Origin of the sequence: Chryseobacterium sp. SIMBA_038 (assembly GCF_046535115.1) — a bacterium.
In the GTDB taxonomy this organism is placed as follows: domain Bacteria; phylum Bacteroidota; class Bacteroidia; order Flavobacteriales; family Weeksellaceae; genus Chryseobacterium.
Map to the genome: position 1 here is coordinate 985,652 of NZ_JAWRXH010000002.1, position 16,583 is coordinate 1,002,234.

The following is a 16,583-nucleotide window of genomic DNA, read 5'->3' on the forward strand; positions in this document are numbered from 1 at the left end:
ATTGCTGATTAATCATTAAATCAACCCCCAAACCACAGGACACTTCATTACAATGATTCTTCTAAATTAGCTGAAAATCATATGATATGAGCACTCCCAAAAACTTTACCCGAAAAGATTTTTTACAAACTTCAGCTTTAGGAATCGCAGCGGTAGTTTTTGGTTCATCTTTTACAAGTATGTTATCTTCAGAAGAAAAGCCATACTTTAATTTAAAACCAATCGGACGGCAATTTTCGTTAGAAGGTTACTACATCTGGTGCAGTTCTCCGATTTGGGGTGAAGACGGAAAATTTCATCTCTTCTATTCTCGATGGAAAAAAGAAAAGGGAATGGGCGGCTGGCTCAATGGTTCTGAGATTTGTAGAGCAGAAGCGGATTCTCCTTTTGATGAATTTCAGCATAAACAAGTTATTCTCACTCCCAGAGGTGGCGAATTTTGGGATGCAACAACCTGTCATAATCCTTTAATCAAAAAAGTAGACGATCAATATTATTTATTTTTCATGGGAAATTCCAACGGAAAAACAAATACTAAAAGAATCGGATTGGCGACTTCAAAAAGCCTTGATGGAGATTGGATAAGACCAGAACAACCTTTACTTCTTCCCGGAAAAGAAGGTTCTTGGGACGATCATTGCACCACAAATCCGGCTTTTGTAAAAGGAAACGACGGAAAATACTGGCTGTTTTATAAATCCTGGAACACCCATGAGTATGAAACCCAAAAAGGTCCCATCCGAGGAAACCGAAAATATGGACTCGCAAAAGCTGATTCTCCAATGGGACCTTACAAAAAAGTATCCGAAAATCCGGTCATTGATTTTTCATCGTTACCCAACAATGCCCAATTGGAAGATGCTTTTGTATGGAAGCAAAACGGAAAATTTCACATGATAGCCCGTGATATGGGATTTTTTAATCACGAATATGGCCTACATTTAACCACAAAAGATGGTCTTCACTGGACGAAACCGGAAATCGCTTATCTTAATATGAAACATTACATTCAGGAACCGACTCCTCCGAAAAATTTAAACCGATTCGGAAGATTGGAACGCCCAATGATTTTGTTCGATAAAGACGGAAAAACACCTAAATTTTTAGTCGGCGCAACACAAGGTGGGAAATTTGAAACTTCTACGACTTTTATTTTTGAGATTTTAAAATCCTAAAGTTTAAAAGAGAGAGAGTTGAGCATTCAAAAACCTTGTCAAAGTTCTAAACTTTGACAAGGTTGATAATTTTAATCTGAAAAAATACGCCCAATAAAAAAGTCAATATTAAAAAACTACTACACCAATACTACATAGCCATTAACATTAGACGTTAACGGCTTTTTTTATGCACAAAAAGCGTCATGCAATACCAAATTGATGAGGTTTTTTGTATGTTTGTGAAAATAATTTAGATTAATTATATAAATGAATTTTGAAGATTTTATCATTTCACCAAGAAATTTCAAAACTGAAAGCTGGCAGATCGGAAATCAGATCACGAAAAATATAAAGGAAGACAGTATTGTTCTTTTATTCGTTTCGGATTACAGAGGTTCGAATGGTGATGCAGAAGTACAGGATTTTACAGCAATAAGAAAGGAGTTTTATAAGCTTTCACAACTTGATTTTGAAATCCCGTTGGTAGATTTGGGTGATTTGGTTTCAGGGAAATCTGTTCAGGATTCTCATTATATTTTGCAGGAGGTTTTATCTGCATGTCACTATAAAAGGGCGATTCCGATCATTATTGGAGGGTCAAATGATTTTGCTTTTTCGCTTTTTTCAGCTTTAAATTTTCATAAGAAAAATATTAATTATACTCAGATAAGCAATGTTATTTCCCTAAAACAAGGTGAAAATATTAACGAACATACTTTTTTAAGTAAAATGTTCGGAACTAAGGATTTTTCAATTAAAAATTACCATCATTTAGGATATCAAAAACATTTAAATGAAGTTGATTCTGTAAGATTGATCAAAGAAGTGGAGTTTGACATTATCCGTTTAGCGGAAATGATGAATTCTACCGAAAAAACAGAACCTTTTTTCAGAAAAGCAGATCTTGTGACGGTAAATTGTGATGCGATTGAAAGTTTTGGAGAACCTTTTTCGATGAATCCACAGGTGAATGGATTGAACCGGAGAGAAATTTGCGCTTACATGAAAGAAATCGGTTTGAGCGAAAACCTGAAATCTGTAGGGATTTTTAATTATAATATTTACTCCGATAATCAATTAAATCACCAGCTTTTAGCACAAATGATCTGGTATTTGATTGAAGGAATTAATATACAACATTCACATCCAAAGGAAAGGCATTACGAAATTTTCTATGTTTTGATTGATGACAGGCAATATGCTTTCAAGCGCGATACTTTCAGTAATTTGTGGTATTTTGGTGATGATGAAAATATAGAAAACTGCATTCCGTGTTCAAGGAAGGATTTTGATGAAGCCAAAAAAGGCTGGCTGAATGCAAGACTGACGAAAATATAAGGTATGATAAAACTTGTTCCCCAAAAAGTTTCCATAATTGTTCCCGTTTATAATGTCGAAAATTACTTGGCAAAATGCCTTGATTCTTTAATTAACCAAACGCTTCAAAATATTGAGATTTTGGTTGTAAATGATGGAAGTAAGGACAATTCTGAGAAAATTATTAAACAATACGCTGAAAAATATCCCGAAAAAATAAAACCTTTCTCCAAAGAAAATGGAGGTCTTAGTGACGCTCGAAATTTCGGACTTGAAAGAGTTACAGGTGATTTTATCGGTTTCGTAGACAGTGATGATTACGTTACGGAGACGATGTTCGAAGAAATGCTGAATCTAGCTGAAAAGCATCAGTCAAAAATGGTGATCTGCAATATTCAAAAAGTAGATCAACACGGAAACGTGACTCAAAAATTGACGCAAATTCCCAATATGCCGGAAAATATTGATCTTGAAAACAATTTTTCAGTTTTCTCCGATTTAAGTTATTTTGCGTGTAATAAAATATTCAAAAAAGAACTTTTTAATGATAAAAGATTTAAAAAGGGAGTTCATTTTGAAGATATTCAGCTTATTCCGCAGCTTTTGTTAGAGTGTGAAAACATAGCGCAGACTCAAAAATTTCATTACCAATATTTGGAAAGAACGGATTCTATCACTAAAACTCACACCGAAAAAGGACTTGATATTTTAAAAGCCGTGGAAGATGTTGAGGCTGTTTTTAAACAATCTCAATACGCTCAAAAGAAGCTGGAATTAAAAAACTTTCAGATTTTTGAGGGAGTTTATTCGTTTTTGGCGTATCTCGCTTTTGTGAAAAATGATAACGTTTTTTACGATATGGCCAATAAATTAGAGCTTTTCATGAAAGAAAGAGATATAAAAATAAAAGATATATTAAACTATAGTCGTTTTGATAAAAATTATCTTTTATCTTTGCCACTGAAAAAAAAGATTTTTTATCTCTTATTTTTTGCTGGACAGAAGAAATTGATAAGAAAATTAATGTAAACACAAATGTTAGTACGATTGTTTCGATTAGTAGAAACTTTTTATAAATCCCAATATAAAAGCTTCTCTAAAAGTTATAAGGAAACACATGTACTTGATTAGAAAAAAAAATGAAGAATTTTGAATTGTTCTTAACCGAAACCGGAATTTCTATTTTCTACGTGAAGATAGGGTTAGGTTTTTTGTTCTCTTTTTTAATCACCTATTTTTCAGTACCTACCATTATCAAGATCTCCAGAAGGAAGAACTTGATGGATGAACCGGGCGTTAGAAGTTCTCACATGAGAAAGATCCCAAATTTAGGAGGAATCGCTATTTTCTATTCAATAGGAATATGCACTTCTATTTTTGCGTATGAGCTTTTTGACCTCTACAAATTTCTATTTGCATCGCTGGTCATTCTTTTATATATCGGGGTAATGGATGATATTGTGGTGATGAGAGCGTATAAAAAACTGGTTGCTCAGATCGTTGTTTCGGCATTGATTGTTATAGGTTCTGATATCCGAATAAGAAGTTTATTCGGGATATGTGGTGTTTATGAGCTTAGTTATTTCGTAAGCATTGTATTTAGTATTATTACTTTCATTATCCTTATTAATGCTTTTAATTTGATAGATGGTATAGATGGTTTAGCTGGAAGTTATTCGTTGATATGCTGTGCTCTTTTTGGTGTAAGTTATTATAGATTAGGAGAGTATAATTATCCGTTGGTGGTTCTTTCTGGTGTAATCATCGGAGCAGTTTTGGCATTTTTATATTATAATTTGTCAAATTACCGAACCAATAAAATCTTTATGGGAGACACAGGTTCCATGTTATTGGGATTCTTACTTGCATTCACTGCTATTTGTTTTATAGATATTTTTATAGATAAAGATCTTCCGAATGTGCCAAAGTATCATTTGCAGTCTGCACCCGTAATTGCAGTTGCGATATTGATCCTTCCTATTGTAGATACATTAAATGTTATTGTGATAAGGCTTTGTAATAAAAAATCGCCTTTTGATGCAGATAAAAACCATATACACCATAAATTATTAAAGCTTAATCTTACGCACAGAAGATCTACTTTTTATATCATTGTGTATTATCTTTTTATTGTAACAGTTGCTTATTGTTTTAGACACACAAATATAAATTTATTACTATTAATCATATTGGCTTTAGGCTTTTTGGGAGCTTATTTGCCTGATTTTATATATGTTTTAAGAAATAATAAAAAGTAACAATTAAATCTTTATTTTTGCAAACAACTTGAAAATATGATGAAGACTTATAAATATTTATTCCTTTTGGTATTGCCCTTTTTCTTTACGTCATGTATTACTACAAAAGATGTAAGATATATGCAACCTAATGAAAGCCTCGTAATAAATGAGGAGGGGCTGATTCCTTATAATGTTCCCGTTTACAGAATTACTAAAAACGACCTCTTAAATCTTAATATTGTGACCACTCCTAAAGGGGATGCTGCACAATTTTACTCTTCTTTAAATACATCCGGATCTAATGTTTCTGCTGGTGCGAGTGGTGCAGGAGGAGCTGGGGGAGGAGTCGTTGGCGGAGGTAGTAGCCAGGGAGGTAATATGAGTTTCTATTTTAGCGGATTAAAGGTTGATTCCAATGGTGACATTAATATCTTTGGAATTGGCTATATTAAAGCAGAAGGAAGAACTATTGAAGATCTTACCAAAGAGATACAGGATAAAGTAAATGAAAATTTCCAGGAAGGGAAATCTGAAGTAAGACTGAATACCAACGGAATTACGTTTTATATATTAGGCGATGTTGAAACAACAGGTCTTACAGGAGAAAAAGTAGTTCATAAAAACATACTTACGATAACTGAAGCTTTAGCGATTAATGGAGGAATGAACAGAACTATTGATAGAAGAAATGTTGTGATTCACAGAAAGTTACCGGAAGGTATTAAGGTTGCAAGAATAGACCTTACTCGTGAAGATATTATGAATTCTCCTTACTATTATGTTCAAAATGGTGATGAGATTTATCTTAATACAAGAGCGAAGAGCTTAAACGGATTTGGAAAAGATCCAATACAAACTTTAACGACGGGAGTTGGTGTATTTACTACGGCATTGTCAATTTTTCTACTTATAAAAAACCTTTAATCATGATTCCAGGAAAAGACGCTACTGTAGAGAAAAATGATTCTCAAAAGGAAAAACACGGTTCTTTCTCATTGTTCGATATTGAGCATTTTTTGAGAAAGATCCTAAAGAACTGGTATTGGTTTGTATTTATGCTGCTTATTGGCTATGTGATCTCGTGGGTCTATAGTAAATATTATGCGCAAAATGTCTATGCTTCAAATTTATCATTAAGTATTTCAAATAATACATCTAGTTATTTTACTCCAAATCAGTCTATTAATTTCATATATGGACAAGGTGGAAATCAGGATGGGATTTATTTGAAAAAAATGCTTTTATCAAGATCTCATAATGAATTTCTTGTAAAAGGATTGGATCTTTTTGTGGATTATTCTACAAAAGGATCTATAAAGTCTACTTATTTAGACAAAGATGACTCCCCTGTTTTTTTGCAAATAGATAAAAAACATGCACAGCAAATTAATTATCCCATTACTTTGATGCCAAAAAGTAATGATACATATGAAGTTGTTTTGCCTGAGGAAGGTCAATCCACAAATTTATATAGCTATGAAATTGAAGGTTTTCAAAGTATTAATGCTTATGAAAGACCTGCTAATAAAGTCATTAAAGTAGGAGAGTGGTATACATCACCAAATTTGAGATTTAGATTAATCCAGAATCCTATAAAGTCTAAAATTGTTTTAGATAAGATTATTGTTAATCTTAATTCTGTTAATCAGTCTGTTAATGACATTGTTTCTACAATAGGGGTAGAATTTGATAAAGAAATTAACAGTATTATGATTATTACTAAAACAGGCTATAATCTAAATAGTACAGTTAGTTTTCTAAATAAATCTGTAGCCGAATTACAGAAAAAAAGATTTGCAGATAAAAATACAGTAGATAAAAATACAGAGTCTTATTTGCAGGAGAATCTTGATGGAATAAGAAAAAAGTTAGATTCTAGTGCTGCTGTTTTAAATTATTTAAAAACAACTGAAAAGCTTTATGATATCAAAGATAGAGATGAAAAGTCTCTAGGTAAAATAAAAGATCTTGAAGCTAAAAAAGCTGATTTAGAAAGTAAATTGAGTTCTCTGAATACCATAAAACGTACAATGGAAACTCAGAATTTTGATAAAATGATCAGTACTAATGCAGCTGGTTTTGAAGATGGTCTTTTTACAGCCTCTATATCTGAACTGAAGTCTCTTTATCTTAAAAGGAGAGAAATGGCTTCCATTTATAAACCAAATTCCGAGCCTATGCTTGAAATTAATAGGTTGATTAATGATGCTAAATTAAGTTCAACTAATTCATTAAGAAATTATTATACAGGATATTATGATCAAATTAATAAGATTAACGAGCAGGTTTCAAGTGCTAATTCAGACTTGCTTACTTATCCTGAAAAACAAAGAAGATATCTGGATGCTGAGAGAGGATATAACATGATCGAAGCAACTTATAACAGCTTGTTAGCTAGACAAAATGAAACTCAAATGAGAATGGCTACAAATCAGTCTGATATCACAGTTATTGACCCTGCTAAAAACCTTGGACAAGGACCAATTGGCCCTAATGTAAAAGGAACAAAGGCTGCAATTCTTGGAGGATTATTGGTTCTGCCATTATTATTTATTTTGATAGGTACCGTTCTTGACAATAGAATCAGAAATATTAAAGAGCTATTGAATGCTACCAGAATTCCATTATTAGGAGTTATCGGAAATAATAGCAATGAGAATATGCTTACCGTTCTTGAACAGCCAAAGTCTTCTGTTTCTGAGTCGTTTAGAGGGATTAGAGCGAATATGAGGTTTCTGTCAGGTGAAAATGGCAAGAGCAAAACAATATTAATTACTTCATCAATTGGAGGTGAGGGTAAAACATATGTTTCAATCAATTTAGCTTCCGTTTTAGGATTAAGTGATAAAAAAACAATCCTATTAGGAATGGATTTAAGAAAACCAAAGATTTTTGGAGATTTTAAAATCGATAATAAATACGGGATTTCTAATTATCTTACGGGTGAAGTTTCTATAGATCAGATTATTAATAAAACAAATATTCCGAATCTTGATGTTGCTACTTCAGGGCCTATTCCTCCAAATCCTTCAGAGCTTTTAATGAGTGATAAAAATATTAAGTTCATTGAAGAGCTTAAGGATATATATGATTATATCATTATTGACTCTCCTCCGGTAGGTTTGGTTGCAGATTCTTATGAATTAATGAAATATTCAGATGCTAATATTTATGTTGTTCGTCACGAATACACTGAAAAGTATATGCTGAAAATGATTACTGAGAAATATCATAATAATGAGATTGAGCATTTAGGCTTAGTTTATAACGATTATGACGCAAAACAAGGCTATGGATACGGTTATGGATACGGATATGGCTATGGATACGGATATTTCGATGAAGATAAAAATTATAAAGAGCCATTGTTAATAAGAATAAGAAACAAGGCCAGAACGATCTTTAATAAAAAATAGTGTTTTTAAACCCTCATTTAATGGGGGTTTATTATGTATTTAAGAATTTTAAATCTATTAAAAAAAGAATATTTTTGCTACTTTGTCGTTTACTTTATAACAAATTATGTTTTTTTGTTTATTTTTAACTAAACATTAAGATTATCATTAATATAAAAATGTTTTATATTTGCAAAAATTAAATTTTAAAATAACCATAAATCCATATTCTTTTATGAATAAAAAATTATTATTTAGCTTCCTTGCCGTTTTGGGAACTGTGGTAAGTATTAAAGCTCAAAGAAACGAATTGGGGGTTCGTCTAGGGATGAGTAACCTAGTTGGTGATATAGGAAGAACGAATTATATTTTACAAAAGCCGTTGGATTTAAATAAGGCGTCGGATTGGGGCATCCCATTTTATGGAGGTATTTTATACAGGTTTAATTTTAACCCACACCAAACTGTAAGATTAGATCTAGGATATAATCAGATCCAGTTCAGTGATAAGGCGGCTAAAGAAGAATATAGACAAAATAGAAATGCAGGAGGAAAAAACAATGTTTACGAGGCTAGTTTAATGTTTGAATACAATTTCTTCCCGGTGAACAATGAACAGAAAGGTATGCTGAGCCCATATATTTTTGGTGGGGTTGGAGCTTTGATGTTTGATGCACCAAAGGCAAACATGGTAAATGACTTCAGAAGAGATGCAGATGGGGTAGCGCAGGCTCCTATCAATGAATTAGATTTTACCACTACAGCTGTCTATACAACAGGGAAAAAGACAACAATGCATATTCCTTTTGGAGTAGGTTTAAAATATAAATTTAACTATAGCTGGGCAATATTTGCAGAAGCTACATTTAGATATACATTAACGGATCAGTTGGATCATAGTAAGGTTCTTGATAAAGACGTTACTAGTAGTTATAATGGTGATATTTTAAGTCCTTCTACAGGTGGGTCTTTACTTCAGACGGGTGCTTATTATGTAGTATCTAAAGAAAGAGAAGCGAAACTTATTGGTGAAAGAAATATTGGAGATTTAAAGTCTAAAGATTGGATGAATACAGTAAGCTTAGGTCTTACTTATTCTTTCGGAAGACCACCATGTTATTGTGATTAATTAATTATGTCGTTGATTAAAGATAAAATAGATTCTGAGAATTTACCAAAACACGTTGCTATCATTATGGATGGTAATGGAAGATGGGCAAAATCTCGAGGCGAAGAAAGGACCTTTGGTCATAAAAATGCCATCGATGCAGTAAGAAATGCTATTAATGCATGTAATGAGATACACATTCCATACTTAACGCTATACACGTTTTCATCGGAAAACTGGAAACGTCCTACGGATGAAGTAGATACTTTAATGAATCTGCTTGCAGAAACTTTATTGCTGGAAGCCGAAGAAATTTTCACTAAAGGGTTAAGAATGCATGTTATTGGTAATTTGGAAAAATTGCCGCCACTAGTGAAGGATCAGTTACTTCGCGTGGTAGAACTTACAAAAGAAAACACAAAAGGTAATTTGGTATTAGCGATAAGCTATGGCTCACAAAATGAGATACTGAATGCCGTTAAGAATATTAGTGCTGATGTAAAGGAAGGTAAGGTAGATGTTGAAAATATTGATGAAAAATTATTCGAAAACTATCTCTATACTAAAGATTTCCCACCTGTAGACTTATTAATAAGAACAAGTGGCGAAACTAGAATAAGTAATTTCCTCCTCTGGCAGATCGCCTATGCAGAACTGCAGTTTTTAAATGTTCTGTGGCCGGATTTTTCTAAAGATATTTTCTTTCAGTGCATTGTAGATTATCAAAGCAAAGAAAGGAGATACGGCCTAACTGGTGAACAAATAAAGATTCAGTAAAATTTAAGAAAAGAAAGACTACGATAAAATGAAGTTTAGACTATTACCCATCATTATGTTTGTTGCTTCTGCACATTTTTATGGACAGGTAACGCCACAGGACAGCACCAAAGTGAATAATCCTGTGCATGCAGACAGCCAAATTGGCTCTTACATGCTTAAAGACATCGTTGTAGATGGGGTTAAAAAATACACACCTGCACAGATCTTAAGATTTACAGGATTGTCAAAAGGAGAAAATGTAGATATCCCCGGGCAAAAAATCAGCAATGCTATCAAAAAGCTTTGGGATACTCAATCTTTTTCGGAAGTAGAGGTCTATGTACAAAGTATTGAAGGCGAAACTGTAGTTTTGAAATTCTATTTACAGGACTTAAAAGAACTTGGAGAAGTGAAATTTAAGGGTAAAGGAATCGGGAAATCTAAAAACGAAAAACTGGCAAAAGACAACAATCTGAAGCCGGGAACGAAAATTACCCAAAATCTAGTTTCAAGCCTTAAAACGAATATTCCTAAAGATTACATCAAAAAAGGATTTGCAGATGCTAAGATCACGATTGAGGATAAAGTAAATGCGAACGATCCTGCTTTGGTAGACTGGACTATTAATGTAGACAAAGGTAAGAAAGTAAAGATCAATCACATCGAATTCGAAGGAAATGAGACTGTGACAGATTCTAAACTTAGAAACAAAGCTTTCAAAGAAACTAAACAAAGAAGATTTAGTATTGGAGGTATCTTGAAGCCTTCAAAATTCATTGAAGAAAAATATCAGGAAGATAAACAAAGCCTTGTTAGTTATTATAACTCTTTAGGATATAGAGACGCAGCTATCGTTTCTGATTCTGTATGGAGAGGTAAGAACAATAACTACGAGATCAACGTAAAACTTAAAGAAGGGAAGCAATATTACATTGGTGATATTACGTTTACCGGAAATACAGTATATCCTACAGATTATTTACAAAGACTTTTAGGATATAAGAAAGGTGATATTTACGATGCAGTAGGATTCAACAAAAAAGTTGGAGAAGACGGAGGTAAAGAAGATGATTCTGATATCAAGTCTGTTTACATGAACAACGGTTACCTTTTCTCTAACGTTACACCTGTTGAAAAATCAGTTGATGGAGACAAGATTAATCTTGAGATCCGTATCAATGAAGGAGAAAAAGCAACTTGGAATAAAGTTACTTGGCAAGGGAATACAACAACGCATGACCACGTTATTCTTCGTGCTTTAAGAACAAAGCCGGGAAATCTTTTTGCTAAAAGTGATATTAAAAGAACATATTTTGATTTAGCGGGAATGTCATTCTTTGATCCACAGCAGGTAGGTCAGGACATCCAGCCAAATCAACAGGATAACACAGTAGACATCAACTGGAAATTGGTTGAAAAAGGTTCTTCACAGGTTCAGTTACAGGCAGGTTACGGTGGTAACAGCTTTATTGGAACTTTAGGATTAACGTTCAACAACTTCTCTTTGAAGAACTTCCTTAAGTTTAAAGACTTTAGACCAGTTCCTCAAGGTGATGGACAAACATTATCTATTCAGGCACAGGCAGGACAATATTTCCAAAACTACGGGGTATCTTTCACAGAACCTTGGTTATTCGGAACAAGACCAACTGCACTTTCTGTAAGCTTGAATACTTCAAGAGTAAAATATTCTGATGCTTATGGTAGTGCTCAGAAGTTAAATATATTCTCCGCTTCAGTAGGTCTAAACAGATTATTGAAATGGCCGGATGATTACTTCTCATTATACACAGGTATTCAGTATCAGAAATATGACTTTAGTAACTATCCATTTGAATTCGGTGATACTACTGAATATTATGGAACTGCAAATAACTTAAGTCTTAATGTTGGATTAAGCAGAAACTCTGCGGGTATTGACCCAATTTTCCCAACAACGGGTTCTAATATTGAACTTTCAGGAAAATTCACATTACCATATTCATTGTTTAATAACAAAGATTATTCAACAATGAGTCCTACTGAAAAGTATAAGTGGATGGAATTCTATAAAATCAAGTTTAAAGCTGACGTTTACAACGAAATTGCCGGAAAATTGGTTTTAAGATCTTCTGCTGAAATGGGATTCATGGACGGATATAACAAAGACTTAGGTGCTCCGCCATTTGAAAGATTCTATGTAGGAGGAACAGGACTTTTCGGAGGTAGATATGACGGTAGAGAACTAATTCCTTTGAGAGGTTACGAAAATGCTTCTACTTATGGTGGAACATCAGAAGATATTACTCAAAAAGGAGGAGGTACAATCTATAACAGATTTACTTTAGAACTAAGATATCCAATTTCAATGAGCCAGACTGCTAAAATTTATGCATTAACTTTTGCTGAGGGAGGTAACGTTTGGAACTCATGGGGTAGCTATAATCCATTCCAGTTAAAAAGATCAGTTGGTGTTGGGGTAAGAGTTTACATGGGTGCATTTGGATTGATCGGGTTTGATTTTGCTTACGGATTTGATAAAACAGTTACTGGAACTGAGCCTTCAGGATGGAAGACACACTTCTTGATGAACCAATCATTATAATTCGCAATATGAAAAATTTTAAATTTGCTTTCACATTTGTATTATTCTTGCTTTTCGGATTGAGCAATGCTCAGAAAGTTGGTGTAGTTGATACAGAATATATTTTGGATAAATTACCTCAATATAAAGAAGCGGAAGCCAGATTAAATTCGCAAATTGATACTTGGCAATCAGAACTTCAGACCTTACAGTCTGAGTTTGAAAAGAAAAGATCAGCTTTTGAGAACGAAAAAGTATTATTAGTTGGAGACCAATTAAAGCTTAGAGAAAAGGAGGTGATGGATTTGGATAAAAACATCAAAACTACTACTAGTTTAAGGTTTGGAGCTAATGGTGAGATCACTAAACTAAGAACAAGTTTAGTGGTACCTTTCCAGGATCAGATCTGGAATGCCATCAAAACCATGTCTGAGAAGAATGGCTTGGGCATAGTTCTTGATAAAGCCAATAACGTTAATGTTATTTTCCTTCAAAAAAGATTCGATTATACTGATAAAGTATTGGATGTTTTATTAAAAGGTTCATCTGGATCTGATAAAAAGGAAAAAACAAGTACGAAAGGTAAAAAGTAATTATCATAATTAACTTTTACCTATATTTAAAATCTAAAAACAAATTAAATTATTTATTTACCAATTATGAAAAAATTAAGTGTATTATTTGCAGCAGTAATGATGGTTGTATCTGTAGGTATGGCAAAAGCTCAAAAAATTGCTACTTTAGATGTTATGGGTGTTCTTGAAGCAATGCCTGAAAAGAAAAAAGCAGATGCTGACTTAAAAACTTTCTTAGATGCTAAACAAGCTGAAATCAAAAAGAAAGCTGACGCTGGACAAGCTAAATTAAAGCAATATACTGAAGAAGCTCCTAAGAAAACTGCTGAGGAAAACAAAGCAAGAGAAGCTGAATTATCTAAAATGAATGACGAGATCAACCAAATGCAAGATAAAGCTCAAAAAGATTTCGTTGCTAAAAGAGATGCAGCTTATGAGCCGGTTGAAAAGAAATTAAACGATGTTGTAACTAAAGTTTCTAAAGCTAACGGTTATGATTACGTAATGGATGCTAACTCTTCTGCTTTTGTTTACAAAGCAGGTGTTGATGCTACTCCAGCTGTAAAAAAAGAATTAGGTCTTTAATTGTAACAAATTAACAAAGATTTATAAAACTAACCATCTCTTTTAGAGGTGGTTTTTTTATTTTTGCCAAATGGAAAAAGAAGTATCAACTACGGTTAAAGTTAGATTTAGTGATTGTGATCCGATCGGGCATTTAAATAATGTGAAATACCTGGATTATATGTTCAATGCAAGAGAAGATCATGTAGAAACATTCTACGGTTTTACTTATGAAGAATACACTAAAAAAACAGGCTGTACTTGGATAGCGATTCAAAACGAAATAGCATATTTAAAAGAAGTAAGATACAATACGCAGGTTGTGATCAGCAGCAAAACGATCGAGATACAGGATAGAACTGCAAAAGTGGAGATTTTAATGAAAAGCTTGGACGAGAAAACAGTTCATGCCGTTTTATGGGTTACGATAATCTATTTTAATATTAAAACAAGAAAATCGGAAGTTCATCCGGAAGATATCAAAGATACATTTCATAAATTCTACGTAGATTTAGACCAGAAAGATTTCCAGTCGAGAGTTAAATTTTTAAGATCACAAAACGCGAAAAATTCATAATAAATGAAAAAAATAATAGTAATAGGAAGCAACGGTCAATTGGGGAACTGCATAAGAAAAATTGCTCCCGATTTTGAACTTGATTATGAATTTGTTTTCACAGACTCACAAACTCTGGATATTACAGACGAAACTCAGGTAAACACATTTTTTAATAATGAAAAACCGGATTTCTGTATCAATGCATCGGCTTACACGGCGGTAGATCTTGCCGAAAAAGAAAGTGAAAAAGCTTTTGCTGTAAATGCAGACGGTGTAGCACATCTTGCTCAGGCTTGTCTTGATAATAAAACAATATTAATTCATGTTTCCACGGATTACGTTTTTGATGGAGAAACAAATCTTGATTATTCTGAAGATGATTTCACAAATCCAATCGGCGTTTATGGAGAATCAAAATTAAAGGGAGAAGAATTGGCTTTAGAAATTAATCCTAAAACAATTATTCTGAGAACATCTTGGTTATATTCAGAGTTCAATAAAAACTTTGTGAAGACGATGCTGAATCTATTTTCACAAAAAGACGAATTAGGAATTGTTGCAGATCAATATGGTCAGCCTACAAACGCAAATGATTTAGCCGAAGCAATCATGAATATCATTGATACTCCAACGAAAACTTTCGGTGTCTTCCATTTTTCAAATTACCCCGAAACAACTTGGTTTGAATTTGCTAAAAAGATCGCTGAATTTTCAAAATCTTCAGTAAAATTAAATGCACTAACAACCGAACAATATCCAACTCCGGCAAAACGTCCGAAAAGAAGTACAATGTGTTTAGACAAAATTGAAGAGACGTATAAAATTGAACCAAAACATTGGGAAAATAGTCTGGAAGAATGCGTCGAAATCCTTTCACAATAATATAATAGATAAATGAAAAATTTAGGAATTATCATTTTTGTTTTTTTTGTTCAGTTTTTCAGTGCTCAGAATGTTTATTTAACCAAGGTTGAAAAAACACATGAGAACATAGATAAATTTTTATACAAAATAGACGAAGAAGCAAAACAGGCCGAATTGTTGGGCGAAGTCGAAGTTCAGGGATTCTCAAAAAATGATGCTGAAGTTTTTTCTTTAATATATAAGAAAGCAAAAGAAATTGGCGCCAACGCTTTTTCGTTAAAACCATTTGAAAATATTGATGGCTCTTCACAGGCTTTCAATCCTTCAAATTATAAACTCGCTTTATATTATATCTCAAAAGAGAAATTTTTAAACCAAAAAGGGAATATCTATTTATTTGCTTCATCGGATAAAGATCAAAAAATAAGCATAAATAAAAAAGACTATACCTTGTCTCCACGATCATATACAATGGTGAAAACCGTGCCGGGAGAAGTTTATGCAATTTCTACAAAGAAACTATTAGGTTCAACAATAAAACTACAGCCTAAAGCCGAAGAAGAAAACCAATATTTTCAGATTTCCGCCGCAAAAATAAAATCTGACCAAACAGGAGTCGGAGGATTAAATTTAAAATCCGGCGATATAATAGGCTTAGAGAAATCTTACGCAGAATTTCTAAGCACCATATATAATAAAGAAAAGCAGAGTCATTAAACTCTGCTTTTTTCTTTTCCCAAATTGTCACTGCGAGAAGCGCAGCGCCGAAGCAATCTCAAAAACAAATACTCTCATACTCTCCAATTCTCCAACCCTCATTCTCTCCAACTCAAAATTTTTCAGGAGCTTCATCCGGCTTTCCGCTCTATCTTTTTGTTGCCGGCCTTCGCTTCGCTCCGGCCGCCCCAAAAAGGATGCCGCTCCAATCCGGGCTAGGGTATCGTACATTCTTATTACTTTTTCTCGTAATAGATTTTTTCTCAGACATTAATCACTTATCAATCTACATTCTCCTACACATTTCCCTAACTCCAAAACCGATCTAGACTCATCCTCTCCAACTCTTCCACGCTCAAACCCTAGTTTAAGATCTGTGCCAATCTGCGAAAATCTGTGGGAAATAAAAAAAGCGTTCCTCAAGCATAACTTCTCACGACTCCCAACCTCATAGGTTTTCAAAACCTATGAGGTTTACTTTCTTATACCTTATATATAGTATACTTATTATATAAAAGGAAATCCTTTCAATTCATATTAAAAGCTCCAAAACCCTCCCGAACGCGCATTCCCAGATCTTTCAAAAATATAATCGAATCCTGTGGATAACTATAGCTTATGCCATAAAGTAATTTATATCAATAAATTAGAGATGAAACTTTTCCACAATAGGAGTTTTACATGAACATTATGTTAAATAGATTTGGAGTGGTAGGGTATAATGGAGTACTTTTGCCCCACTGAAAAACGAGATGTGGATCGGTA

General features: G+C 33.3%; 14 protein-coding genes. All 14 read left to right on the plus strand.

The genetic code is table 11. The features are described 5' to 3' along the window. Nucleotides 1-86: 86 nt before the first annotated feature. Nucleotides 87-1,175, plus strand: a complete 1,089-nt coding sequence (locus SB689_RS10750; protein WP_410692119.1) for a glycosyl hydrolase family 43 — start codon at nucleotides 87-89, stop codon at nucleotides 1,173-1,175. A 249-nt stretch (nucleotides 1,176-1,424) separates the two neighbouring features. Further along, the gene (locus SB689_RS10755; protein ID WP_410692120.1) at nucleotides 1,425-2,495 is read left to right on the plus strand and encodes a formimidoylglutamase; all 1,071 of its coding nucleotides are present in this window, start codon (nucleotides 1,425-1,427) and stop codon (nucleotides 2,493-2,495) included. A gap of 3 nt (nucleotides 2,496-2,498) precedes the next feature. After that, entirely contained in the window at nucleotides 2,499-3,503 is a 1,005-nt protein-coding gene (locus SB689_RS10760) for a glycosyltransferase family 2 protein (protein ID WP_410692121.1), read from the plus strand. Between the two features lie 110 nt (nucleotides 3,504-3,613). Then, the gene (locus tag SB689_RS10765) at nucleotides 3,614-4,732 is read left to right on the plus strand and encodes a glycosyltransferase family 4 protein (RefSeq protein WP_410692122.1); all 1,119 of its coding nucleotides are present in this window, start codon (nucleotides 3,614-3,616) and stop codon (nucleotides 4,730-4,732) included. A gap of 36 nt (nucleotides 4,733-4,768) precedes the next feature. Next, entirely contained in the window at nucleotides 4,769-5,638 is an 870-nt protein-coding gene (locus SB689_RS10770; RefSeq protein WP_410692123.1) for a polysaccharide biosynthesis/export family protein, read from the plus strand. 2 nt (nucleotides 5,639-5,640) lie between these two features. Next, nucleotides 5,641-8,130, plus strand: coding sequence for a polysaccharide biosynthesis tyrosine autokinase (locus SB689_RS10775; RefSeq protein WP_410692124.1), 2,490 nt, complete (start codon nucleotides 5,641-5,643; stop codon nucleotides 8,128-8,130). Between the two features lie 214 nt (nucleotides 8,131-8,344). Beyond that, nucleotides 8,345-9,238, plus strand: coding sequence for a DUF6089 family protein (locus SB689_RS10780; RefSeq protein WP_410692125.1), 894 nt, complete (start codon nucleotides 8,345-8,347; stop codon nucleotides 9,236-9,238). A 6-nt stretch (nucleotides 9,239-9,244) separates the two neighbouring features. Further along, nucleotides 9,245-9,994 (plus strand): polyprenyl diphosphate synthase, encoded by a 750-nt coding sequence (gene uppS, locus SB689_RS10785; protein ID WP_410692126.1) that lies wholly within the window; start codon nucleotides 9,245-9,247, stop codon nucleotides 9,992-9,994. A gap of 28 nt (nucleotides 9,995-10,022) precedes the next feature. Then, nucleotides 10,023-12,560, plus strand: coding sequence for an outer membrane protein assembly factor BamA (bamA, locus tag SB689_RS10790; protein WP_410692127.1), 2,538 nt, complete (start codon nucleotides 10,023-10,025; stop codon nucleotides 12,558-12,560). A gap of 8 nt (nucleotides 12,561-12,568) precedes the next feature. Further along, nucleotides 12,569-13,132: an OmpH family outer membrane protein gene (locus tag SB689_RS10795; protein ID WP_410692128.1), complete on the plus strand. Its 564-nt coding sequence runs from the start codon at nucleotides 12,569-12,571 to the stop codon at nucleotides 13,130-13,132. A gap of 66 nt (nucleotides 13,133-13,198) precedes the next feature. Further along, the gene (locus tag SB689_RS10800) at nucleotides 13,199-13,699 is read left to right on the plus strand and encodes an OmpH family outer membrane protein (RefSeq protein WP_123981167.1); all 501 of its coding nucleotides are present in this window, start codon (nucleotides 13,199-13,201) and stop codon (nucleotides 13,697-13,699) included. Between the two features lie 70 nt (nucleotides 13,700-13,769). Beyond that, entirely contained in the window at nucleotides 13,770-14,255 is a 486-nt protein-coding gene (locus SB689_RS10805) for an acyl-CoA thioesterase (RefSeq protein ID WP_410692130.1), read from the plus strand. Between the two features lie 3 nt (nucleotides 14,256-14,258). Next, a complete protein-coding gene (rfbD, locus tag SB689_RS10810) occupies nucleotides 14,259-15,119 on the plus strand; it encodes a dTDP-4-dehydrorhamnose reductase (protein WP_410692131.1) in 861 nt (286 codons plus the stop codon). Between the two features lie 12 nt (nucleotides 15,120-15,131). Further along, nucleotides 15,132-15,818: a hypothetical protein gene (locus SB689_RS10815; RefSeq protein WP_410692133.1), complete on the plus strand. Its 687-nt coding sequence runs from the start codon at nucleotides 15,132-15,134 to the stop codon at nucleotides 15,816-15,818. The last annotated feature ends 765 nt before the right edge of the window (nucleotides 15,819-16,583 follow it).

Bases quoted from the DNA above. Each gene is read 5' to 3' on its own strand.
- SB689_RS10780 (WP_410692125.1), top strand. From the start codon at position 8,345: ATGAATAAAAAATTATTATTTAGCTTCCTTGCCGTTTTGGGAACTGTG.
- SB689_RS10800 (WP_123981167.1), top strand. From the start codon at position 13,199: ATGAAAAAATTAAGTGTATTATTTGCAGCAGTAATGATGGTTGTATCT.
- SB689_RS10765 (WP_410692122.1), top strand. From the start codon at position 3,614: ATGAAGAATTTTGAATTGTTCTTAACCGAAACCGGAATTTCTATTTTC.
- bamA (WP_410692127.1), top strand. From the start codon at position 10,023: ATGAAGTTTAGACTATTACCCATCATTATGTTTGTTGCTTCTGCACAT.
- SB689_RS10775 (WP_410692124.1), top strand. From the start codon at position 5,641: ATGATTCCAGGAAAAGACGCTACTGTAGAGAAAAATGATTCTCAAAAG.
- SB689_RS10815 (WP_410692133.1), top strand. From the start codon at position 15,132: ATGAAAAATTTAGGAATTATCATTTTTGTTTTTTTTGTTCAGTTTTTC.
- SB689_RS10770 (WP_410692123.1), top strand. From the start codon at position 4,769: ATGATGAAGACTTATAAATATTTATTCCTTTTGGTATTGCCCTTTTTC.
- SB689_RS10750 (WP_410692119.1), top strand. From the start codon at position 87: ATGAGCACTCCCAAAAACTTTACCCGAAAAGATTTTTTACAAACTTCA.
- SB689_RS10805 (WP_410692130.1), top strand. From the start codon at position 13,770: ATGGAAAAAGAAGTATCAACTACGGTTAAAGTTAGATTTAGTGATTGT.
- SB689_RS10760 (WP_410692121.1), top strand. From the start codon at position 2,499: ATGATAAAACTTGTTCCCCAAAAAGTTTCCATAATTGTTCCCGTTTAT.
- SB689_RS10795 (WP_410692128.1), top strand. From the start codon at position 12,569: ATGAAAAATTTTAAATTTGCTTTCACATTTGTATTATTCTTGCTTTTC.
- SB689_RS10755 (WP_410692120.1), top strand. From the start codon at position 1,425: ATGAATTTTGAAGATTTTATCATTTCACCAAGAAATTTCAAAACTGAA.
- uppS (WP_410692126.1), top strand. From the start codon at position 9,245: ATGTCGTTGATTAAAGATAAAATAGATTCTGAGAATTTACCAAAACAC.
- rfbD (WP_410692131.1), top strand. From the start codon at position 14,259: ATGAAAAAAATAATAGTAATAGGAAGCAACGGTCAATTGGGGAACTGC.